This window comes from Rivularia sp. UHCC 0363 (assembly GCF_034931125.1).
Taxonomy (GTDB): Bacteria; Cyanobacteriota; Cyanobacteriia; order Cyanobacteriales; family Nostocaceae; genus Rivularia.
The window spans coordinates 271,399-294,209 of sequence record NZ_JAYGHM010000001.1; the positions used below are offsets into that span (position 1 = coordinate 271,399).

Below are 22,811 nucleotides of genomic sequence, written 5' to 3' on the forward strand. Positions count from 1 at the left end.
CCTTGTCCCTCCATCTCCCCATCTCCCCATCTCCCCCATCCCCCCATCCCCCCCATCCCCCAAGGGAATTTTTATTTACAACTTCTCGACATTAATCAACCCAAATCCCCATTTGTTATCAAATGCTCCTTTTTCTTTCCCAGGAATGGAACAATTTTTGCGTAGTAGTTCTTTTAGGGCTTCAGGGTCTAGTTTGGGGTTGCGCTGTAACAGCAGTGCGACTAAGCCAGTCACAAAAGGTGTTGCCATACTGGTACCTGCTAATGCCACAAACTTAGAATTAATAATCATCGATCTGTCCAAATCGGCATCGCTAGAAAGAGCTGAAACAATCATTGCCCCCGGTGCAGCAATATCTGGCTTGCGATCGCCATTTCTCAATGGTCCTTCACTACTAAATTCTGAAATTGTATCTAGCTCTAAACCCATTTGTCGCTCTTTGCCATCAATATCAATATATTCATTTTTTGATGTATAAGCAGCAACTGTAACTGTACTGCTGGCACATCCGGGAGAGCCAATTTTTACTGAGTCAGCGACACTTTTACCCGTAAAAAATACTGAGCTTGCATCATCTAGAGTCCAAACGTCTACACGAGTTTCTTCTGAAGCTGGGTTGCGTAACCGCAATTGCCAAACACCACCAGGTACGGGCTGATTAAATTTTCCGTCACCAGTACCCCGAATTTGCACGAAAAAATTATGATCGCCGTTGATTGGATCTTTACCTGGTGTAACTATTTCTACTCGCGTATCAGATAAGTTGTATTCTTGTGAAGGATTATCATCAGTAATTACTGGTTGAAAAGGAGTAACAAAACCATTAGGACTCCGTACCGAAACTTCTAGCTCGGAATCTTTGGAGTACCAGCCGTTTAACCATACTATACCGACTTGATTTAGCGGTGCAGAAAAACGCATGGTACTCGTTTTGCCTTTGCTAACAGCGGTTTGACCGTGAATGTTGTCGTTACCCTCGTTACCCGCAGCAGTGCAAACAATTCTTCCCGGACCAGTTTGAGAGTTGATAATTTTAGAAAGAGAATCCGTACCATCATGACCATCTGCGTGTCCACCCAAGCTCAGATTTACGACAGCAGGAAGTCCCATATCGCTGGCAACACGGAATATATAACGAACACCATCGGCAATATGAGCATCCTGTAAATCGGTCTTAACAATAATAAATTCTGCTTCCGGTGCAACACCACAAAACGTTTTATCGGAACCACCAGCAATGCCCGCAACATGGGTACCGTGTCCGTCGGTATCAATGGATATGGCAATTTGATCGTCCGTCAGTTCGGCACCATATTTACCTTCTGCAACTCCCTTTCCTGATAATGTTTGATCCCAGATACGTAAAATGCGTCCTGAGAAAGCAGGATGTGCTGAATCGATACCGCTATCAATTACACCGATGACTACACCTTTACCGCTTAGTTGCGAGTTTTTTTGCTGAAACTGGGGTAATGCAACTTTCCCAGGTGCCACATCCATACGTATATGCAGTTTTCGCGATGGCTTGATCCGCTCAATTGCTGGCTCTTCGGATAAACGATCTAAACTTTCAATGGGCAAAAAAGCAGTTCTGACTCGACCTCTATCTTGATTGATTTGAACCCCATACTCCGATAAGTGGCTTAAGTCTGCTTGTTCGTCGCAGTAAATAAAAACTACAGTCCGAATTGGCTTCAAGGCACTTCTAGGGGAAATTATACCTAGCGATCGCGTATGAATTGCTAGTGCTTCACTTCCGTTTCTGTGATAGTCTTCGTAAGCTAATAATATTCCCGGAGAAAGTTTTTCGTGTCTCATAATTAACCTCTACTTAACTTTATATGCTGCAAGATTCTACCAGGATAAGTCGTATAAAATACAATAACTACAACTATTTTTATGGCGTTAATTGCTTGATGAAAACATAGTTATATTTTTCTACAGTTAGATTATTTACTTTATAACTATATCTCGATGGTTTTATCACAAACTAATAACCGAACGGTAAGAATCTATTTCTTGAAATACAGTTCCTTGTTTGTTAATTACAGATAATCGAATAAAATAAAAAAATAGCATCATAGATTTGATGCGCGAATGCAGTAATATTACGCATTGAGCACAGTTATGGTTAGATGATATATGACGACTTTTCATAGTTTCGAGCTACAGTTGCATTGTTTGAGGAGTAAGCGAAGCAGTAGTGCCAATAAAACGTACTAAATCTTACTGACCATTCCCAAAATCTATAATTATATTTTCAAGGCTGCATCCAAATTGATGCAGTAAAAGTCGTACTTTAAAGCAGCTTTTGGAGAAAGATAATCATCTATCTCGATTTAACCGCCTCAGTATTTTCTCTATATACATTAGTATAAGTGATTTGCTATACTTTTCATTAATAGTTGTAATTAACTTCTTCCCAGCTAGTTTTACATTTGGTAAAAACATAATCTTTGAGCAGAAATATATCTAGTTAAGATGTTTAATTATGCTTGTTTTTTTAAGACTGAGTTAGTATAGCCGCTCATTTGACTTAGGTAATTAATTGGTAGCCGATCAAGTAGCACTAAATTGAAATCACTTTTACACCATATTAATTAAAGATTAATTATTGTATTTAACTTGTTAAATAATGTCAACGGTAAAGTTATTTTTACCCAAAAAGCTAAATATTGATTAAGATATAATTGCGTTAATTATCATGAAAAATAGAATTGAATAATCAAGTGATTGCGAGTATGGTTAAACAAGAGATATAAAAGAAATTAGGGATGAAAAATTTTATTATTGATATTGATTTAATTGAGATTGTAAAATGATATTCCTGACTAACATTATGCTATTTTCAAGTTCTAAACAAACTTAATATAATTTTAGCAATGAAAACTATAAATACTTCATAAAATAGCATAGACTAGCATCAAATATAGAGTATATTACATTCTCCAAAGGTCAGAGTGTTGATAGAAAAACGTAACTATATTTGATTGACCGAAGGTTTTATTTCATTGTTCCTATAATTATAAATATCAAGTATTTACTGCCATCAGAAAGTACTATGATGCTGCTAATAGTTGTTTTACTTTCCTGCTTGGGAGCTAGAGAAGGTGTGTTCGTGTATGACAAAATATAAAATGCAAACACTACTCAAGCAACAAACGGCAAATCGACATATTTCCTGTCGAATTTACCCCAAAAAAATATCGCATAATTGCAAAGATAAATTTAACAATGATTCTCGCATTTATGAAGAGATATTGTTTAAAACAGATAGTTCGGGAAGATGGACATTTCTAAATTCAATTTGGAGTGAATTGACTGGATTTACGGTACTCGAAAGTATTGGTAATAGTTTTCTAGATTACGTTTATCCCTGTGAGTATCAACGTAACTTAGAATTATTACAAATTCTTAAAACACAGAACATAGAACAAAGCACATACAAAACTCGCTATAAAACTAAAACTGGCGATGTTTGTATTGTAAAGATCAATATTCAAGTTTTAGTTAATAGTCAAGGTAAGATGATTGGTACGAATGGGAAGCTCAAACTAATTGATTTTGAAAACCAAGCAAAATACGATCAAAAAGAGCAGAATCAAGTTGATAATCAATCTAGTATAGAAGTTGTTCAAACGAATACTCAAAAGTACCTGAAAGCACTTGTAAATTTAGAAACAGCGTTGCAAACTTTTGATGGTAGTGATGAATCTTATACGGAAATTTTGTCCATTATAGGACTAGCTTATAAACCCAGTCGGATTTGCATATTTGAAAGTCATCGTTCTAGAAATGGCGATTTATTAATTAATCAGAAAGCTGAATGGTGCGACATTGCGATCGCATCTAAATTAGATCAAAAAAACTACCAGAACAAACCAATTGCAGAAATTTTTCCAAGTTTGGAAAAGATATTCGCACGGGGTAATATTGCTTGGGGTAACTTAACAGAATTTGGTTTTGAAGAAAGAAACTTTTTAGAAGCAAGGGGAGTTGTTTCTACTTTACTTTTACCGATTATTCTCAAAGGAGAATTTATTGGTTTGATTGGCTTAGATGACTGTGTAGAAGATCGAGTTTGGCAATCAACAGAAATTGCCTTTTTGCAAGCTAAAGTAGGTGCGATTACTCTCGCTTATGAAACAATATTAGCGCACAAAACGCTGTCTCAGAGCATTAAAGAGCATCAAAATCTCAACTTAAAATTAGAAGAAAAAATCAATCTGCGTACCGTTGAGCTACAAAAAGAAATTGGTAAATGCGAGCGCATACACAAGGAATTAGAAGAATCTCTGTCTTTGCAAAAAACTACCTTAGAAACTACTGCTGACGGTATTTTATTGGTAGATAGTCAAGGTTTGATTACTGGTTATAATCATAAGCTTTTGGAGATGTGGAATATTCCTCAATCGCTGATGAAATCTAGTAGTTATGTAGAAGTGCTGAAATTCGCAATCAGTCATCTGAAAGACCCTCAAGAATATGTAATTTCAGTAAACCAACTACAGGCTTATCCCGGTGCTGAAATCTATGATTTAATTGAATTTAATGATGGTAGGGTATTTGAGCGTTATTCTCAGCCGCAGTACATCAGTGGTGAAATTGTTGGTAGAGTATGGAGTTTTCGGGATATCAGCGAACGTTTTCAAGCAGAAGCAACAATCAGCCATCAAGCTTCACATGACCTTTTAACTAATTTACCTAATCGAATACAGTTTAATTTGCGACTGTTGGAGTCTCTGATAAAAGCTCATCAAAGTAATCAGAAATTAGCTGTATGTTTCTTGGATTTAGATCGATTCAAGACGATTAATGAGACATTAGGTCATGGTATTGGTGATAAGTTATTAAAAAGCGTTGCTCACCGTTTAAATAAGTGTTTGCGTTCCTATGACATCGTTGCTCGTTGGGGAGGTGATGAGTTCACTTTATTATTGCCTCAAATCAATAATGTGCGGGATGCTGCTCTTGTTGCTGAAGATATCTTAACTGCTTTGAAACCAGGTTTTTTGATAGACAATCATCTTCTACATATCAGCGCTAGCATTGGAATTGCTGTTTATCCCAACCACGGAAAAGATGGAGAAACTTTAATTAAAAATGCCGATGCTGCATTAAATCGTGCAAAATTGCAAGGAAGAAATCACTATAAAATCTACAACTCGGCAATTAATTCTCAAGCTTCAGAGTTGCTTACTTTAGAAAACAGTTTGCATTATGCTGTAGAGAGAAATGAATTGAAGCTATATTACCAACCTCAAATTGATATTACGACAGGAGAGATTTGTAAGTTTGAAGCTTTATTACGTTGGCAACATCCTAAATATGGATTAATTTCTCCGAGTAAATTTATTCCGATTGCTGAAGAAACTGGATTAATTTTACCAATTAGCGAATGGGTTTTAAGAACTGCTTGCGCTCAAAATAAGATTTGGCAAAATCTTTTGGGCCCATCTGTAGGTGTAGCTGTCAACTTATCTGCAAAACAATTTCAGCAACTAAGTTTAGTTAACACCGTACAGCGTGTATTAGCTGAAACTAAATTATCTCCTCAGTATTTAGAGTTGGAAATTACAGAAAGTGCTGCAATGCAAGATGTTGATTTTAGTAAAGAAATTTTAACCCAATTGCATGATATGGGTGTTTCTATATCAATAGATGATTTTGGAACCGGATATTGCTCGTTTAATTATCTCAAACAGTTTCCCATTCATTGTTTAAAAATAGATCGGTCTTTTGTGCGAGATTTAACTAACGATACTAATGATGCAGCTATCATTACAGCAATGATTGCTTTAGCACATGGACTAAATTTCTCTGTTGTTGCTGAAGGTGTGGAAACTGAAGAACAACGTAATCTATTAAGAATTTTGGAATGTGAGTTGATGCAGGGAAATCTTTTTAGTCCTGCTGTTTGCGCTCAAGAAGCTACAGAATTATTATTAAAATCTAAATCACTAATTGATACATCTGTTTTGGTTGCTTAGGGGGAGGGAAAGTTATGAGATTTTGGATTTTAGATTTTAGATTTTAGATTTTAGATTAAAAGAGTTATTTGTCCCCTTGTCCTCCCATCCCCCCTTCTCCTACAAGATTTTAGAAAAATTCTACTCTTGCATCAAAACCGCGATCGCGTAGAAAATCAGATTGTCTTTGTGCTTCTAGACGCTGGTCAAATTCTCCAGCGTTGACATAATCTCCCAGTCTGGATTTACCAACTTCAGCGGTGGGTATGTCTTGACGTACTTGATTGAGTATATCTGGATTTCGCAACGGTATGACTACTACATAACGCTTTTCACGAGAACTATTAAATCCCAGTTTTTCCCAAGTTTGTTCGTCTACAAACCCAGTTTCGGGTAATCCTTGATATCGCTGAAATGCTAGCAAACCTTCTCTGGTTTGAGTACCAAAGTAACCTGTGGGATTAACTTTCAGTAAACCTAATTCCACTAAACGTTCTTGTAGTTTTGTAACTCTTTGATTGTTCTGTTGGGGATAAATCGGCTCAAAATCCGAACCTCCACCACTACTTCTTAATACTGTCGCTATTGCTTGAGAAGTATTTTGGTCTACAGTTCCAGTTGCAGGAAGACGATAAGCTTGCTGAAATCTGATGACTGCATCTTGTGTAGAGTTATCAAAAAATCCCGTAGGATTGCCGTAAAAATAATTTAACCGCTTCAAATCTTGCTGTAAGGTTGTGACTTCAGAACCTCTGCTACCTAATTGCATAATGCTTGTAGTTAAAGGAGGTGTAGTTAAAGGAGGTCTATTAGAAGCTCGAATAATTGCACCCCAAGTCTTATCATCTACAGTTCCAGTAACGGGAAGACGATTGGTTTGCTGAAATCTAATTACAGCATCTCTAGTCTCTGAACCAAAATAGCCGGTAGGATTTCCACCAAAATAACTTAAACCCTTTAATGTCTGCTGCAACTGTCTTACCCAGTCGCTTCTGCAACCAATGGTAATAACTTCTCTGTTGTGATCGCAATAGCGACCTTGACCTTGGGATGGGGATGAGTTATTCCTTGCTAAACGGATTGCTTCACTGGTCTGAGGTCCGACAACACCAATTGGGTTTATCCCTTTTTGCCGTTGAAATTTGATCACCGCATCTGTGGTGAGTTGCAGAAATCTACCTGTAACTGGACCGTTGTAAATGCCTAAAGCTTTTAAATCCTGCTGTAATTTTGTTACTGCTGGACCGCTACAACCGCTTCTCAGTTCGTTCTGACAAGAATTAGAATTAGAATTAGAACTCGATCCTCTATTTCCACTACCTCCACCGCACTTGCGTTGTAATGCAGCTTGGGTTTGTGGCCCAACATTTCCGATAGCAGGTATTTTGTTAGCTTGCTGAAATTTTTTGACCGCAGTTTCGGTCATTGAACCAAAGTTACCATTTACTGGACCGTTGAAGTAACCGAGCTTTTTCAAACAGCTTTGAACATTCTTGACTTGAGAATTATTATCTCCTTTCTGTTGGGCGAAAACTTCGCTGGAGCTTCCCAACATGGTCAGGGTTGTGACAAGAGATATTAAAGGTAGAGTAAACCTATTATTATCAAACATTTTTCCACAAATATTGACAAACAACTTGAAATCAACTTTGACGGGAACAGCCTCTTTATTTAAGGGTGCTTCCTTGACTAAATTTTGGTAATCGGAACCAAGTGCGTTCATAGGTTTTCAAGCTTTGAAGTTAAAGAAATTCACTGTTATAGTATTTACTTCACAGTTCCGATTTTGTGTCTTTTATGAAAGTAGTTTTTGATCAACTACTTAAAAAGGGCGATTATTTACAAGATACTTTCGGTGAAAAAAATATCTGAGTAAATGCAAATTTTTAACTTCCATTACTAGCTATAACTTTCTCAGACGTTATACCTTTTATCAACGGCAACTGTAATCAAAGTTTACAGTTTATTTATTTTTGAATCCTCAAATACATCTGTAATTAAATATTCATATATCCTGTATCTTATGCACCCGTACAAAATATACCAGATATTGCAATCATAATCGTCTTGTCTCAGTAATAGATGTATGAATTGTACATGAAATTATTTTAAAATGTTAAATAAGGTAATATTATTTTAAGTTTTAGATACTAAGCATTAAATCTAAATTAAGTGTGAATTTAAAAAATCCGAAATAATAATACTATTATTTTTAGTTGGTTTTTAGACTTAAATCGTCAATATGAATAGCAAAGCTTCAACCGAGAACCGCTATATTAGCAGCCTGGAATACAAACAAAATGAAAAATAGTCAACTCAACTCTCTACCGTACTAGAACAATTGATTATTCTGCTTTGTTGGTGTTACCTGCTTTGACCCAACCTTCTTGTTCGTTACTTTCAATGCGAATTTTTTCCCAAATTTTATCATCGCTTAATTCTAAAACTGTAACTTTCGCATTAAATCCAACACCACCAAGACGTTCTGCATCAACTTTTGGTTCCGCTCTTAAAATTAAACCTTCAGCCCAAGTAACTGTCGCAGAGTAAGCACCCGGTGGAAGTGGTTTTTCAGCTAATGGTGATTCTGTTGGAGTAGGTTGTGGAGTACTTTTTTCTTGAGAATTAACAATTGCTCCTGGTGTCGGATTTTTTGCGGCTTCCGCTTTCACCTCGGCTTTATCATTAGAAAAAACTGGTTTTGGAGGAGCTATAGAAGCTCGATTCATTAAATAGAACCCAACAGCTACACCTCCACCAGCCAATATTGCGATCGCCATTAAAACGCCAAGGATCAACTTTAGGATGTTCGACAACATATTAAGTACCTTTTACCAAAAGTTAGGAATTAGTTGCTATGAGTGAAAAATTATAACTCTTAACTATCAAATTCTCAATCATTTCAAATACAATGGGTATGGTGAATGGGAAATTGGGCATTGGGCATTGGGATTTTTACTATAAAAAAACCGCCTTTTTTGTAAAGCGGGAATAGTCTAGTACCGTTCGGCGTAAATAAGCCTACTATTTGCAAAGGCTGTAAATGCTAGTTCTTTCAAGGTTGTTAATGGTGGGTTTATTTCCGCCATGCTGTACTAGTTAAATATTTGAAATAAATACTACAGCCGATCTTTACGTTCTACTCTGGCATCAAAACCGCGATCGCGCAAATTTTGAGAACTTTGGTTCGCACCGTTGCTGTCTTTAAATTCTCCCACTTGCACAAATGTGCCTAATTTTGTATTAGTAATAAAAGCACTAGATACGAAACGACGCACTTCATTTAAGGTATATGGACTGGTAACTGGTACAAGTACAACGTAGCTATTTGCGCTTACTTTTGTGCTTTCTATTGCTTTCCAGGTACGTGAATCTACAATTCCGTTGGGGGTTAGTTCATTATTAAGTTGGAATTGTTTTACCGCTTCCCAGGTATCGTTTCCAAAGTAAGCTGTGGAAGAACCTTTGAAGTAACCCAAACCTCGCAACTTGTCTTGTAGTTCGGTGACGCATTCTCCTTTGTCACCTCGCTGAAGAATGGGTCGATCGCACTTATTTCTTGAATTTCTCGGTATTTCAATTCTTTGCCAGGTTTGCGGTCCCACAACTCCATCGGCAATTAGTTGATTGTCTTGCTGGAATCGCTTCACGGCTTCCGCAGTCTCGGAACTATAATTACCGTTAGCATTGGATGTAAAGTAACCCCAATCGCGCAATCTCGTTTGCAAGTATGTCACATAACGATTTTTATCCCCAGGTTTTAAATTAGGACATTTACCGTCACTGCAAGAACCATAGGGGAGAGGTAATATTTTATCGGGTACCGGCTTTATTTGTTGAATTGCTTGATCAATTGCTTGTTGAGTTTTCGCACCAGCAATTCCATCAGCAGTTAATCTCTTATCTTTCTGGAATCGAATTACCGCATCTCTAGTAATTGCACCATAATAACCATTAGTATTACCTTTAAAGTAGTTCAACTGCTGCAAACGCTCTTGTAACGATGTGACTTCCGCACCTCTGGAACCTAAACGAAGAGTAACGTTTTCACCACCAACACCACTATTACTACCTTGGGCTAAACTTTGTTTGATCGCGACTAAAGTTGTTGAACCCGCAATTCCATCAATCGTTAAACCTTTGCTTCTTTGAAATCCGATCACAGCATCTTTGGTAACTGGACCAAAATAATCAGTAGGATTACCAACAAAGTAATTTAACTGCTTTAAATCTTGCTGAAGTTTCTTGACATCTTGACCGCGACTACCAACTTTAAGTACGTTTGCTTGATTCGTTGTAGCCTGCTGACTCGAACATTTAGCTTGAATATTTTTTTTGGTATCGCTGCCTACAATACCATCAATTGCCAGTCCGTTGTCTTTCTGAAACTTACTTACAGCGCTTTTAGTTAGTGAACCATAGTAACCAGTTGCTGAAGCATTAAAATAGCCCAATTGCTTCAAACAGCTTTGAATTGCTGTTACCGATGCACCTTTGCTTCCCTGTTTCTCCAATGCTAAAGCTTGTCCAATGTTACTCAACAAGAATAAACTTAGCGCTACAGATAAAAGACGCATTGCAGCAAAAGTAGACTGCTTCTTATTGAAAATGAAAGGAACAACTTCGATACTTTCCGGTGCTTCATAGGCACAAGCAGCGTAAATATAACCAATGTTTTCCATAATTCGGTTAAGTTTGAGGTTGATTAGTTGTTTGCGAAGCGCGGAATCGTAACGTACCCAACGTCAAGTAATCATCCCTGATGGATTTGTTGATCGAATAAAATACTCTAAAAATTTGAGTATTTTTTCTATGTCATTGCGACGTAAACTTCTGTTTGAAGATGCGTTTCGCAGACAAAATATAAATATTCTTCAAATTAGCTAAGGCTTACACGAAGAAACCTAGATTATACAAACAGCAGTTTGAATAGATGTTTACCAAAAATTAGGCTTCTAAAAACAAAGTGCGTAAGTATTACTAACAAGCCCAATTGCAATCAATAAATAAATAGACTTTTTTGTCTACGTGATTTTACTAATATTATAGCAATCCATATTGATTATTTTATAGTAATTATTAGTTGTATCTGAGTAAACATATTTAAAAAGGCATTGGTCATTGGTCATGTATTAACTTTAACCTTTGACCTTTAACCTTTGACCTTTGACCTTTGACCTACTGCAACTGTTGTTGAATCCTGTCACTTAAAGGATTATGCTTGGATGCTAAACGCGCTCTTCCAGAAGCAGCCCATTGACGTAACTGCTCGATTTTTTCCTGGGCAGTTCTAGCTAAGGGTATAATTTGACTGGCGGATTCTAAAATATCGTCTGTAGTAAAGTCGCGGTTTTGGCTAAAGCCGATGTGCATGGCTTCAATTAAGGTTTGCTCGATTTCTGCACCGGAAAAATCGGGTGTTTCGTAGGCTAATCTTTCTAGATCGTAGTCTTTAATTTTATGGGGACGCAATCTGGATAAATGTACGTTGAAAATGGCTTTTCTTTCTTCTTGGATCGGTAAACCGACGAAGAATATTTCATCAAATCTACCTTTTCGCAATAATTCCGGCGGTAATTCTTGAATTTCGTTGGCAGTTGCCACGACAAATACAGGTGAGGTTTTTTCTGCCATCCAGGTAATAAATGTACCAAAGACTCTGCTAGTAGTTCCACCGTCGCCTTTGCTACCAAGCCCGGAAAAGGCTTTGTCTATTTCATCTATCCATAAAATACAGGGTGAGAGGGCTTCGGATAGCTGGATCATTTGACGAGTGCGCGATTCCGATTCACCAACCAAACCGCCGAATAATCTGCCTACATCCAAGCGTAATAAAGGTAAATGCCAATGATGCGCGATCGCCTTTGCAGTTAACGATTTACCAGTACCTTGAATTCCCACCAACATCAAACCACGAGGATGGGGTAAACCGTATTGTCTGGCTTTTTCGCTGAAACCACCACCCCGACGTAATAACCAATCTTTGAGATTATCCAATCCGCCGATATCGGAAATTTGTTCTGTAGCGGGGATAAAATCGAGGATTTGAGTTTGACGGATGGTTTGACGCTTTTCCTGTAAAACTAACTCCACATCTTCTGCTTGTAATTCTCCATTTTGGGCGATCGCTCTTGACAAAACGCGGCGAATGCGTTCCATACTCAAGCCTTGAGCGGAACGAACTAATTCATTTAAAACTTGATTTGGCAGAGAATTATTAGTAGCGGCTAATAGTCTTTCGATTTCGGTTTGAATTTCTGTAGCATTGGGTAAAGCGAATTCCACCACCGTCAACACTTCGGTTAAATCGTCGGGAATCGCAACACGTGGCGAAAGTATGACAATATTTTTTGGTTGCGATTTTAGCAAACGCGCCAAATTGCGGAGTTTGCGGGAAATTGCCACATCATCCAAAAACCGATGAAAATCCCGGAGAATTAATACAGCAGGTGCGGAAGCGTGTAGTTTTTCTACAAATTCCAAAGCTTGTAAGGGGTTGCGTCTTGCGAAACCCGCATCGTTGGAATTACCTTGATAACCATCGACAAAATCCCAAGTGTATACCTGACGATTGCCTTGGTTAGCGGCTTCTTCACGGATTACAGCTTCTAAACGTTCTTCTTCGTGAGTGGGAATGTAAATTAAAGAGTAGCGAGCGCGTAATAGTAGTTTAAACTCTTCACGGAATGTCATAGTTATTTTTTTGGTGGTTTATTTTATTGTTTAGGTTTTTATTGCGTTTGGTAAATAAGATTAATTAACCGCGAAGACGCACTTCAATTTGTAGTTTTATTCAACCCTGGCGATTATAAATCGCGGCTACACAGGCAAAACCCGCCTGCGCGGGTTGTTTTATAAAGTTGTAGGGTGCGTGAGGGTTACGATAATTTATCACCTATAACCAAATAATTTGAAATTACCGTCACGCACCACAAACTTCGATATTTTCCGAAATCATCAATAATTTTACTGATTTATCATAAAGACATTAAAATTCGGTTTCATGAACCAACAGCGCCAAGATGCTTATCTTAACTTGATTCAACAATTGCTAGATTGTCCGAATGGGGAAGAAGGGGAAATATTAGCAGCGAATCAAGGTTTACTTGATGCTGAGTTTTTGCTGGTGGTGGAAGCTGTCGCAAAGATGATGTCGGAGCAAGATAATCAAGATACGGCTAACTGGTTGAGGAATTTGGGAAATGAGTTGGCGAAAGGATTGAATCTCAGTTCTAATTTTGCTTACGCTGCACAAAATAGTGAAATTACAGAAAATATAGTCGATATCTATCTTAAATTTTTACTTGAAGTGTTGCAAGCAATGGAGGAAAGTAAAGGCAATAAAGATGTAGTTTACCCTCTGTTGATAGCAAATACAGATAAACTTGATAATAATTTCGCTGAAATATTGTGGCGTTGGGCTACCGTAAACTTGAAAAAAGCGGAAGAAAAAACAGCAGAATACTTAGCAACAGTGATTGGTAATTTTTGTAATCTAATTAGTAAGTTTCCTCTAGGTGACAAAGCTAACAATATGGAAATTGCCATCATTGGCTATGAAATAGTATTAACTGTATTTACCCGTGAAGCTTTTCCTAATGATTGGGCAAGAGCGCAGAATAACTTAGGAAATTTTTACGCTAACAGGATATTGGGAGACAAAAGCAATAACATCGAAAAAAGTATTAGTACGTACCGAAACGCTTTAGATGTCTACACTGTGGAAGCTTTTCCCTATGAATGGGCAGTAACGAAAAACAACTTGGGAATAGCTTATCGCGACAGAATACTAAAAGATAAGGCTAGCAACATCGAACGAAGCATTGCTGCATTAGAAGCAGCTTTAACTGTTAGAACTCAAGATTCTTTTCCTATCGATTGGGCGATAACGCAATATAATTTGGGACTTGCTTATATTGAGAGAATATTAGGAGATGAAGCCAAAAATATCGAACAAAGTATTACTGCATTCCAAGAAACTTTACGTGTTAACACTTGCGAAGCTTTTCCTATTGATTGGGCAGAAGTCCAAAATGTTTTAGGGCTAGCTTATGAGGAGAGAATACTGGGAGACAAAGCCAACAATATTGAACAAAGCATTGCCGCTTATAAAGCAGCTTTAACTGTTAGAACTAGTGATGATTTTCCTATCGATTGGTCACAGACACAATATAACCTGGGAAATGCTTACGCTCAGAGAATATTGGGAGACAGAGCCAACAACATCGAACAAAGCATAGCTACTTATGAAGCATCTTTAACTGTTAGAACTTGCGATGCTTTTCCCATCGATTGGACACAGACTCAAAATAATTTGGGAAATGCTTATAGTCAGAGAATACTGGGAGACAAAGTAGAGAATATTGAAACTGCTACTATAGCTTACAAAAAAGCAATTGATACCGCAGAATTACTACGGGAACAAATATTTTCCGGAAATGAGGCAAAAAAGAAATTAGCTGAACAATGGAATGTATCATACATCGGCATTGTACAAGCTTGCTTAGAATTGGACAACATCCAAGAAGCTATCGAATACGTAGAACGCAGCAAAACCCGTAATTTAGTTGAACTTATCCTCGAACGAGATTCTAAAACTATTTTCCCCCCAGAAGTTGTTACTAAACTAGAACAACTCCGAGACGAAATAGCCAAGGGGCAATATCAAATCCAAAACAGCACAACCGAAAACCCCAAAGCTTTAGCAGAGCATCTCCAAAAGTTGCGATCACAGCGTAATGAGTTACAAGATAAATACTTACCCGTTGGTTCAGGTTTCGACTTTGAAACATTCCAAGCAACTTTAGATAAAAATACAGCCATTATTGAGTGGTACATTACCAATACAAGCTTAGAAACTTTTATTATTACCTCTGATAATCTTCAAAGATTTAAATTATCTACATCCACTGATAAATTAAAAGCTTTTATAGATTGGAATAATAAATATTTAAATACATATTACAACAACAAAACCAAGTGGATAAATAATCTCGCTTCTCATCTGACTCAACTTGCTGAAATCTTACATATAGAAGAAATTCTCAAGCTAATACCACAAAATTGCTCTCACCTAATTCTCATCCCCCATCGCTACCTACACTTATTCCCCCTTCACGCACTACCTTTAAGTGATGGTGGTTTCCTGTGCGATCAATTTTCAGACGGTGTAAGTTATGCTCCGAGTTGTCAACTTTTACAACAATTAAATTTACGACAAAGAGTTAATTTCAAATCCCTATTCGCTATTCAAAACCCTACAGAAGATTTACAATATACCGATTTAGAAGTAGAAGCTATTTCATCGCTATTTACTGACAAAGAAGTTTTATCTAAAAAACAAGCTACTCAAACAGCTTTATCTCAAGCTTCATTCCAAATTCAACAGACGAATTATCTTCACTTTTCCTGTCATGGTACATTTAACTTAATTTCCCCTCAAAATTCTTGTTTACTTTTAGCTGGTGCAGTTGAGAATAATAAATTAGATTTAAGTAAATGCTTAACTTTAGGTAATTTATTTGAAAGAGATTTCAACCTCAATCAATGTCGTCTTGTCGTGCTTTCTGCTTGCGAAACTGGTTTAATTGATTTTAAAAATACCAGCGACGAATATATTGGATTACCTAGTGGTTTATTATATGCTGGAAGTTCAAGCGTAGTCAGTAGTTTATGGACGGTAAACGATTTATCAACGTCTTTTTTAACGATCAAATTTATTCAAAATCTAAAGAATGTAGAAGATATTTCTGTACCAGTTGCTTTAAATCAAGCCCAAACTTGGCTGAGAGATGCGACGAAGGAAGATTTACAGGAATGGGCGAGTAATCTACCTTTAGATAGTACAAAGAAAGGAAAAATACGCCGTCAGCTTAAAAATACAACTGTAGAAAAACCATTTAAATCGCCTTTTCATTGGGCTGCATTTACTGCTGTAGGAAAATAGGAGAATTATGAATATGATGTCTGATTATGAAGTCACGGTTAACAATTTTATCCATTTGCTCAAAACTCAACCGGAGTTATTTTCAAAAGATGAAAAGACTGAATTAGTTCAATTAGTGAATTCTCAATCTGATGATATTCAATCTCTTTCTAATACGATTTCAGATTGGTGTGAGAAACATCCGCAAGTAGATGATGCTTTAGCTGAGCTTGAAGGTAATGTCACGGAAAGAGCGCCTGGAAGCACTAAAGCTAATTCTAATATTCCTAAATATGAACACGATCAAAGAACTATAATTAATGCTATTCAACAAAGTTCAGCTACTAAATCGGATGATGACAAGAAGAACGACAAAACATGATTTATAAGCCCGTTAATCCACCTGCGGTTGCAAACCGCAGGCTAACAGCAAAAGTCTTATAAATAAGACTGAAAAATTAAGCTATTAATCCATTTAAATGGACTTCTGCTATTAGACTTTGAATTGCATTCCAAGGCGGTTTAGGATGATAATAAAATAATAGCGAAAGTCTTATAAATAAGACTGAAAAAAGGTTATAATACACAATTAATAATCATCCTACAATGGATTATTCAACAGCAAAGGTAGCTAATCCCAAACTTACCCTTTACGCTTTTCATCTATACAAAAATCTAGCTAACGATTCCAAACCAGTCAATAATTCAAACTATTTATGGCACAAATGTCAGGAAATTGGTAAAAAATTAAGTATTCCGGAATTAGAACATTTATCAATTCCCGAACATAAACAAATTTCAAACGAAGGTTTTATAGAATTCCCAGCTATTAAACATGAAAATAATCATCATTTAAGCGGAGAAATCAACCGTTTACAAATTCACGATACTTACGCTCTTGATTTAACTTTCCGCTATCGCGAACAAGAAGTGCAACTTACCGATTTAAAAGGATTAAATCAAGACAATTGCTTACTTCCAAGTAATATCAATGCTTCTCTCGGACAAACTTTAGTATTCTTTGCTCAACCTGTAGGAACAATTGATGATGAGAAAGCTTTTGCCGAACATTGCGTAAAAGCTTTAATATCTGAAGCCGAATTCAATAAATTAAATGTTTCATTTCAGAGTAAAGGTAAATTATTAAATAGTCCGATATTTGAATATAACAACAGTGCTGATTCTCCTGAGAAACAGTGTCATATTTTAATTTGGTTGAATGCAAATCGAGGAACTACCGATTTAGAAAATACTGGAGAATATTATTATGCTTTAATCGATCTTTTAAACTGTCGTAGTAAAATTATTTACGCTCGTTCTGAATCTCGTTGGTGTTATCAGCAAGTTAGGAAAGAGTACAGCAAATTAGAAGATAAAGTAAATCAATTTAATCAAGTCAAAAATAAATCTGTTGATGACAAGCTGAAAGAATTTAATCAATGGCTAAATGAAATACCCGAAATTTCGTTTAATTATGCTCGCTATTTAAGAGATTTAGAATTACAGAGAAATACTATTAAAACTAATGTAAAAAATTATAAATTATATCTTGACAAAATCAAAGCAATTTGCATACAAGATGACTTAGAATTTTTATCAAGCTTCCTAGAATTAGCTGAAGATACCTTTATCGAACAAATTAATACAGACTTAGCTTATCTTACACCTGCTCAAAGCCTATTTGAGCAACTAATTGATTCAATTCGCGGTATCGTCGAAATCGAACAAACAAGACGCGATCGCAATCTCAACAACACGGTACAAATACTCGGTATAGGACTTGGTGGTGGTGCGATTATTTCTGGTGTAGTTACGCAACACATTGATAAAATTAATCAACCTTTAGCAGCTATATCTCCAACTAATCCACCACATCCGTTTTATGCTTCTTTATTTATCAGCATTGCAGTAACCTTATTTTTTACTGGTATAGGTTGCATAATAGCTAATAGGAAAAAATAAATAGGTAATCAAAATTCTTCCTCCGCTTCTTTTCAAATCCCTACTTTAAGAAGTTAAGCCCAAACTTGGCTGAGAGATGCGACGAAGGAAGATTTACAGCAATGGGCGAATAATTTACAATTAAATCATCCGCTTCGTCAAGTACAATTAATGGTATTTTTCAAACAGATAAAGGCAAACACTAAATCTTTTCAATCGCCTTTCTATTAGGCTGCATTTACTGCTGTTGGTAATTAGGAGTTATATTATGACATTTGCAGAACAAAATTTAGATGCTTTTATGGATTTGCTAAAAACTCAACCTGCTTTATTTTCTAAAGACAATATTGTCAATTTAGAGAAGTTAATTAGTAATACACCTGATGATATAGAAAAACTATCAACTGCTGTTGCTGGTTGGTATCAGAATTATCCGAAGATTCTTGACAGTCAATTAGCGCTTTTGAATCATTCTTTAACTGTAAGGGGACCTAGTAGCGCTATTAATCCTAATATTCAGGAATATCAGCTTGATAAAAAGACTCTGCTGAATGCTATTCAACAAAGTTTAGCTAAAGCTCAGAATAAGAATAAAAATAATCGCACTTAGTTTGTAAATGGATTATCCAAAACTCACTCTATACGCCTTTCATTTACGTTACAACTTTGCACAAGGCTGCGATAAATCAGTCTATTTTTTTATAAAGATGTGCTTAATTCAGCCCACGCAGGTGGGCTTTGTTTGGGTAGCCCCACTCTTCCAGAGTGAGGGTGATTTAGCTGATTCAAAATTCTTCTTATTAAGTCTTTATTCAATACTAGGTTATTTAAAATCGCCGTCAATGCGGCGATCTTAATTTGAATCCGGGTGTTTCTAGAATCTTATTTATTAACGGTTACTCCTCCCTTTGTTCCCTTTGCAAAACCCGCAACTGTTCTACCGATAAACCAGTTACTCTCGATATATCTTCTAAAGCCATATTAGTGCTAAGTAGATTGATAGCAACTTGTTGTAAAGTTTCGGCTTTACCTTCCGCTCTACCTTGTGTTTTACCTCTTTCTTCTCCTTCTTGCAAGATTTCTTGATAAATTGGTGATTCGCGCATAATATCTGACCTCAAAACTCTTTTAATTAAGTCTTTATTCAATACTAAACCAGCTAAAATTGCTGTGGATGCAGCAACGTTGCTTTGAGTGCGGTTGTCTGGAATCTCGTTTATTTCTCTAGCAACTTGGTTTAATATGCTTTCGGGGTTTGGGGTATTGCTCAATACTGCAAAAGGAAGTAAACCAGGGTTCTCTAGAAAAACTTCTGGAGGTTGTTCCCACAGTCGAATGATTTCAAATTCATGACGGGTACGAGTCAGCGAAAATGTGTTTTGATAAACTAATCCCGAATTTGTGCGATTGAGGTAAATTACAACTTGATGCATTTCCTTTTGGGGAAAACGACGATAACCTCGCACTCGGTAATCTATCATCCGGAAGGGAATCTTGGCATCCGGTTGAGTTTGGAACTCTAAATGCAGGATTTTGTCATCTGACTGTAGCAATATTAAAGCATCGGCTCGAATCGGTTCTCATGAGCAGTTCTTTGGGACTAAGTTCGGTTAAGGTTATTGGTTCTCCCAACAACCAGGTCGCAAAGTCCCTGGAAAAGTTTTCTGCTAAAAATTTACAAATATTGTCAAACATTCCCCGATTTTATCAGGCAAAATTGACCTGTTTATTTAAAAGATATAGAAAATAAGTCATCGCGATCGCACTATTCACGATCAATTAAATAACCTCAAACGCAAGATATTTTTCGCGAAAATCCTACCCTAAGACCGATTTATCAAACTTTTACTTCAAATTAACTCTTTCTCAAGTCCAGATTAACTTTTTATTAAGTTTGATTACAATATAAGTCACTGTACTATGTGATAGTACAGTTTTCTGTTGTTATTACACCAATGCTGAGGTTGAGATGCTGCTATTTCTTAAAGGTTTTGGTCGTTGGGGTAAGCTGAAGTTAAACGAAATATGGAATAGCAATAGCGGAGATTGGCATTGGTTATCAGAAAAGCCAATGCCGATCGCAGGTATTAACCGCAAGTTGTGGAGGGGTGCTGTACCTTCTTTGAGCTTCTATACATTGCTATCCATGTCAGCGGTGATCTCCACTTTGGGATTATTAGCTAATAGTGCAGCGACAATTATCGGTGCGATGATTATTGCTCCTTTGATGGGACCGATTATTGCGATCGCCTACAGTATTGTATCGGGAAATCAGCGGCTGTTAAAGCGTTCTGGTTTTACGCTATTTAAAGGTGTATTGCTGACGATTGTGATTTCCATCGTGATTACTAAGTTAATCGGTATCAGAACTTTTGGCTCCGAAATTTTGGGACGTACTAGTCCGACGCTATTGGATTTAGGAGTAGCATTAGCAGCAGGTGGGGCTGGTGGTTTTGCCTTAACTCGACGCAGTATTTCTAATGCTTTACCGGGAGTAGCTATTTCTGTAGCTTTAGTTCCACCTTTGAGCGTTTTGGGAATTGGTTTAGGGATGGGTTCAAATTCGGTTGCAGCAGGTTCGGGACTTTTGTTTCTCGCTAACTTAGCTGGTATTATCTTTAGTGGCTCACTAGTATTTTTAGCTCAAAATTACGGTTCTTTTCAAAAGGCTCGTCATGGTTTAGTAGTATCAATTGCAGCTTTGGTTCTGCTTGGTTTACCTCTAGGTTTATCTTTGGATAGATTTTTAGTCAAAGAACAAACCCGTCGTCAGATTGAGTATTTAGTTTATCGTCAAACTGATACTTTTTCACGTTCCGATATTAAAGGAATTCGAGTACAACAAGTTGGAGATAAGCTGATAGTTGATATGGAAGTAACGGCTCAATTTAATTCGTTTTCACAACAACAAGTCCAGTTAATTCAACAAATTTTACAAGATAAGTTGAAAAAACCCCTTACCTTAAATATCAAGGTGATTCCCACACAGCAATATACCGCTAGTTGAAATATGCAACGAATCGCGATCGCACTTTCTCAATTCCAAGACGAACAAATAATCCTCACTTCACAACAACAGCATTATTTGTATCGAGTATTACGTTTGCAAAAAGGCGATCGATTTATTGCAATGGATGGAATGGGTAAATGGTGGTTATCTGAATTGATTGATACTGATGCAAAAATATTACATGAGCTAATTGTCGAAACAGAGTTACCAATCAGCGTAACCTTGATGGTGGCTTTGCCTAAAGGCAACGGCTTCGATGAGATAGTCCGTTGTTGTACTGAATTGGGTGTATCTTGTATTGCTCCAGTAATTAGCGATCGCACTTTACTCAAACCTAGTTTCCAGAAACTCGAACGTTGGCAAAGAATAGCCCAAGAAGCCGCAGAACAATCGGAACGAACGAAAATACCCCAGATTTTAGAACCAGTCGCTTTTAATAAAATTATTTCATCATTTGTCAACTTTGAAAAATATATTTGTGTTGCTCGTGGAGATTCCCCTCATTTACTCTACTGTTTACAAAATTGCGAGCAAAAAAAGGTAGTGATTGCGACAGGTTGTGAAGGTGGATGGACGGAAAAAGAAGTTGAAATCGCTCTCCAAAATGGTTTTAAACCTGTTTCGCTAGGTCGTCGTGTCCTTCGTGCAGTTACAGCACCGATTTTTGCAATGTCCCTAATTTCCGCAGTAAGTGAAGTATAAAGGAAATGGTAATTGGTAATTGGTAATTGGTAATTTCTGAGTCCTAACTTTTAATCCATTGACGCGAAAACGTCTTCCCGTAGGGTAATTTAAAATCTAAAATCCAAAATTCCATGATTGACAAAGTTGCATCTGCATTTGAAAATAAAGACTACGTTACAGCAGCAAAGTTATTAAAACAGCTATTAAAAGAATCTCCCGACAATCCTCTGGTACAGCTTTATGTGGGAAAATTGCATGAAGTATCTGGGAAGTATGAAAAAGCCGAAAAAGTTTATCGTCAACTGTTACGAGATAGCACTAATACCAAAATAGTCACTCAAGCACGTCTTGGTTTACAACGGTTGACACAGATTGAGCAACATATTAGAAAAGATGCGATCGCATCTTCAATGTCAGACCCCGATAGTAAAGAAACTGCTGTGTTGATTTTAGAACCGATCGGGTCGGAGTTAAAAAAAGAAGCCGCGCAAAAATTGGCTCAAATCATGCAGATAGACCCTTATACCGCTAGATTATCATTACCCAGTCGCGGTTGGCGTTTATATCGTAGCGGTGTTTTGGGAGAATTAAAATTTTACGGCGAGCAGCTATATAATGCTGGTATCCCCTGTTTCTGGACTGGTTTAACTCAAGTTAATAAAATAGAAGTTTTTCAGGTTCATTATTTCAAAGATTTTACGACCAAAGTTACTGCTGTATGCGAAAATCAAGATAAGCAACTTGGTTCTCTAGTCTTTGAATGGTCGGAAGTCACCGCACTAGTTCAGGGACTATTACCAATTTTTGAAGAAGTTGTGGATTTAGACTCACGGGGTAAATTACAGCGCAAAACTCAAACTCAAGATTATTTCCATTTTTGCGATTTACATTTACCTAAAAGAAACTGTATTTTACGGCTTTACGACAATGGTTATAAGTTTGACAAGGGTGTCGCAATATCACCTCAAAACAATCACAATACCATTAGAATTAGTTGGAATGGTTTATTAGATTTTCTCAAGACTAAATTACCACAAGTAAAAATTTGGTCTGACTTTACCCCCTTTGCGGAAACAATGCTCGACCAAACGGATGTTCTACAGCACATTAAATCTCACATTCACCTGTTTCGTCGAGAACAAACTAGTTGGGATGCTGCTTTTCAGCTATATAGCTGTTTGATTTTTGTTAAACAGTAATATTATTAAACTTGTTTCTACAACTTGCGATCGCTATTTATTTTAAATCATCTGCATTTCGGTATTACCGTACAATCGAAAAA

The 22,811-nt window shown here is 36.9% G+C and carries 13 protein-coding genes and 1 pseudogene; 8 read left to right on the plus strand and 6 right to left on the minus strand.

The features are described from left to right. Window positions 1–75: 75 nt before the first annotated feature. Entirely contained in the window at window positions 76–1,818 is a 1,743-nt protein-coding gene (locus VB797_RS01165) for a S8 family peptidase (protein WP_323235784.1), read from the minus strand. 1,304 nt (window positions 1,819–3,122) lie between these two features. Here VB797_RS01165 and VB797_RS01170 point away from each other — a divergent pair. Beyond that, a complete protein-coding gene (locus VB797_RS01170) occupies window positions 3,123–5,990 on the plus strand; it encodes an EAL domain-containing protein (protein WP_323235785.1) in 2,868 nt (955 codons plus the stop codon). A gap of 109 nt (window positions 5,991–6,099) precedes the next feature. Here VB797_RS01170 and VB797_RS01175 read toward each other — a convergent pair whose 3' ends face one another. The 4 genes from VB797_RS01175 to VB797_RS01190 form a co-directional block, all read right to left on the minus strand. Then, window positions 6,100–7,692 carry a peptidoglycan-binding domain-containing protein gene (locus VB797_RS01175; protein ID WP_323235786.1) on the minus strand — a complete coding sequence of 531 codons (1,593 nt, stop codon included), beginning with the start codon at window positions 7,690–7,692 and terminating at the stop codon, window positions 6,100–6,102. A gap of 622 nt (window positions 7,693–8,314) precedes the next feature. Then, window positions 8,315–8,788 (minus strand): SH3 domain-containing protein, encoded by a 474-nt coding sequence (locus tag VB797_RS01180; RefSeq protein ID WP_323235787.1) that lies wholly within the window; start codon window positions 8,786–8,788, stop codon window positions 8,315–8,317. A gap of 300 nt (window positions 8,789–9,088) precedes the next feature. Further along, on the minus strand, window positions 9,089–10,651 hold the full coding sequence (locus VB797_RS01185) for a peptidoglycan-binding protein (RefSeq protein WP_323235788.1): 1,563 nt from the start codon (window positions 10,649–10,651) through the stop codon (window positions 9,089–9,091). Window positions 10,652–11,147: 496 nt separating this feature from the next. Beyond that, complete coding sequence (locus VB797_RS01190; RefSeq protein WP_323235789.1) at window positions 11,148–12,662, minus strand: AAA family ATPase; 1,515 nt, start codon at window positions 12,660–12,662, stop codon at window positions 11,148–11,150. A gap of 310 nt (window positions 12,663–12,972) precedes the next feature. Between VB797_RS01190 and VB797_RS01195 the strand changes: the two genes are divergently transcribed. The 4 genes from VB797_RS01195 to VB797_RS01210 all read left to right on the plus strand — a co-directional run bounded on the left by VB797_RS01195 (window position 12,973) and on the right by VB797_RS01210 (window position 18,445). Next, window positions 12,973–15,915 (plus strand): CHAT domain-containing protein, encoded by a 2,943-nt coding sequence (locus VB797_RS01195; RefSeq protein WP_323235790.1) that lies wholly within the window; start codon window positions 12,973–12,975, stop codon window positions 15,913–15,915. Window positions 15,916–15,928: 13 nt separating this feature from the next. Further along, window positions 15,929–16,276 (plus strand): hypothetical protein, encoded by a 348-nt coding sequence (locus VB797_RS01200; protein ID WP_323235791.1) that lies wholly within the window; start codon window positions 15,929–15,931, stop codon window positions 16,274–16,276. Between the two features lie 224 nt (window positions 16,277–16,500). Further along, window positions 16,501–17,856 (plus strand): hypothetical protein, encoded by a 1,356-nt coding sequence (locus VB797_RS01205; protein ID WP_323235792.1) that lies wholly within the window; start codon window positions 16,501–16,503, stop codon window positions 17,854–17,856. Between the two features lie 247 nt (window positions 17,857–18,103). Next, window positions 18,104–18,445: a hypothetical protein gene (locus VB797_RS01210; protein WP_323235793.1), complete on the plus strand. Its 342-nt coding sequence runs from the start codon at window positions 18,104–18,106 to the stop codon at window positions 18,443–18,445. Between the two features lie 286 nt (window positions 18,446–18,731). Here the strand turns inward: VB797_RS01210 and VB797_RS01215 are convergent. Next, window positions 18,732–19,530 (minus strand): annotated as a pseudogene (locus VB797_RS01215) (Rpn family recombination-promoting nuclease/putative transposase). A 274-nt stretch (window positions 19,531–19,804) separates the two neighbouring features. Here VB797_RS01215 and VB797_RS01220 point away from each other — a divergent pair. From VB797_RS01220 to VB797_RS01230, 3 genes are all read left to right on the plus strand, one after another. Then, entirely contained in the window at window positions 19,805–20,842 is a 1,038-nt protein-coding gene (locus tag VB797_RS01220) for a DUF389 domain-containing protein (RefSeq protein ID WP_323235794.1), read from the plus strand. Between the two features lie 3 nt (window positions 20,843–20,845). Continuing rightward, window positions 20,846–21,547 (plus strand): 16S rRNA (uracil(1498)-N(3))-methyltransferase, encoded by a 702-nt coding sequence (locus VB797_RS01225; protein ID WP_323235796.1) that lies wholly within the window; start codon window positions 20,846–20,848, stop codon window positions 21,545–21,547. A 113-nt stretch (window positions 21,548–21,660) separates the two neighbouring features. Further along, window positions 21,661–22,728, plus strand: coding sequence for a tetratricopeptide repeat protein (locus VB797_RS01230; RefSeq protein ID WP_323235797.1), 1,068 nt, complete (start codon window positions 21,661–21,663; stop codon window positions 22,726–22,728). Window positions 22,729–22,811: the final 83 nt, after the last annotated feature.

What these genes read in the sequence shown, in the direction of transcription:
- VB797_RS01230 (WP_323235797.1), top strand. Translation starts at nt 21,661, where the DNA reads ATGATTGACAAAGTTGCATCTGCATTTGAAAATAAAGACTACGTTACA.
- VB797_RS01165 (WP_323235784.1), bottom strand. Translation starts at nt 1,818, where the DNA reads ATGAGACACGAAAAACTTTCTCCGGGAATATTATTAGCTTACGAAGAC.
- VB797_RS01200 (WP_323235791.1), top strand. Translation starts at nt 15,929, where the DNA reads ATGATGTCTGATTATGAAGTCACGGTTAACAATTTTATCCATTTGCTC.
- VB797_RS01225 (WP_323235796.1), top strand. Translation starts at nt 20,846, where the DNA reads ATGCAACGAATCGCGATCGCACTTTCTCAATTCCAAGACGAACAAATA.
- VB797_RS01170 (WP_323235785.1), top strand. Translation starts at nt 3,123, where the DNA reads ATGACAAAATATAAAATGCAAACACTACTCAAGCAACAAACGGCAAAT.
- VB797_RS01210 (WP_323235793.1), top strand. Translation starts at nt 18,104, where the DNA reads ATGACATTTGCAGAACAAAATTTAGATGCTTTTATGGATTTGCTAAAA.
- VB797_RS01185 (WP_323235788.1), bottom strand. Translation starts at nt 10,651, where the DNA reads ATGGAAAACATTGGTTATATTTACGCTGCTTGTGCCTATGAAGCACCG.
- VB797_RS01205 (WP_323235792.1), top strand. Translation starts at nt 16,501, where the DNA reads ATGGATTATTCAACAGCAAAGGTAGCTAATCCCAAACTTACCCTTTAC.
- VB797_RS01195 (WP_323235790.1), top strand. Translation starts at nt 12,973, where the DNA reads ATGAACCAACAGCGCCAAGATGCTTATCTTAACTTGATTCAACAATTG.
- VB797_RS01190 (WP_323235789.1), bottom strand. Translation starts at nt 12,662, where the DNA reads ATGACATTCCGTGAAGAGTTTAAACTACTATTACGCGCTCGCTACTCT.
- VB797_RS01220 (WP_323235794.1), top strand. Translation starts at nt 19,805, where the DNA reads ATGCTGCTATTTCTTAAAGGTTTTGGTCGTTGGGGTAAGCTGAAGTTA.
- VB797_RS01175 (WP_323235786.1), bottom strand. Translation starts at nt 7,692, where the DNA reads ATGAACGCACTTGGTTCCGATTACCAAAATTTAGTCAAGGAAGCACCC.
- VB797_RS01180 (WP_323235787.1), bottom strand. Translation starts at nt 8,788, where the DNA reads ATGTTGTCGAACATCCTAAAGTTGATCCTTGGCGTTTTAATGGCGATC.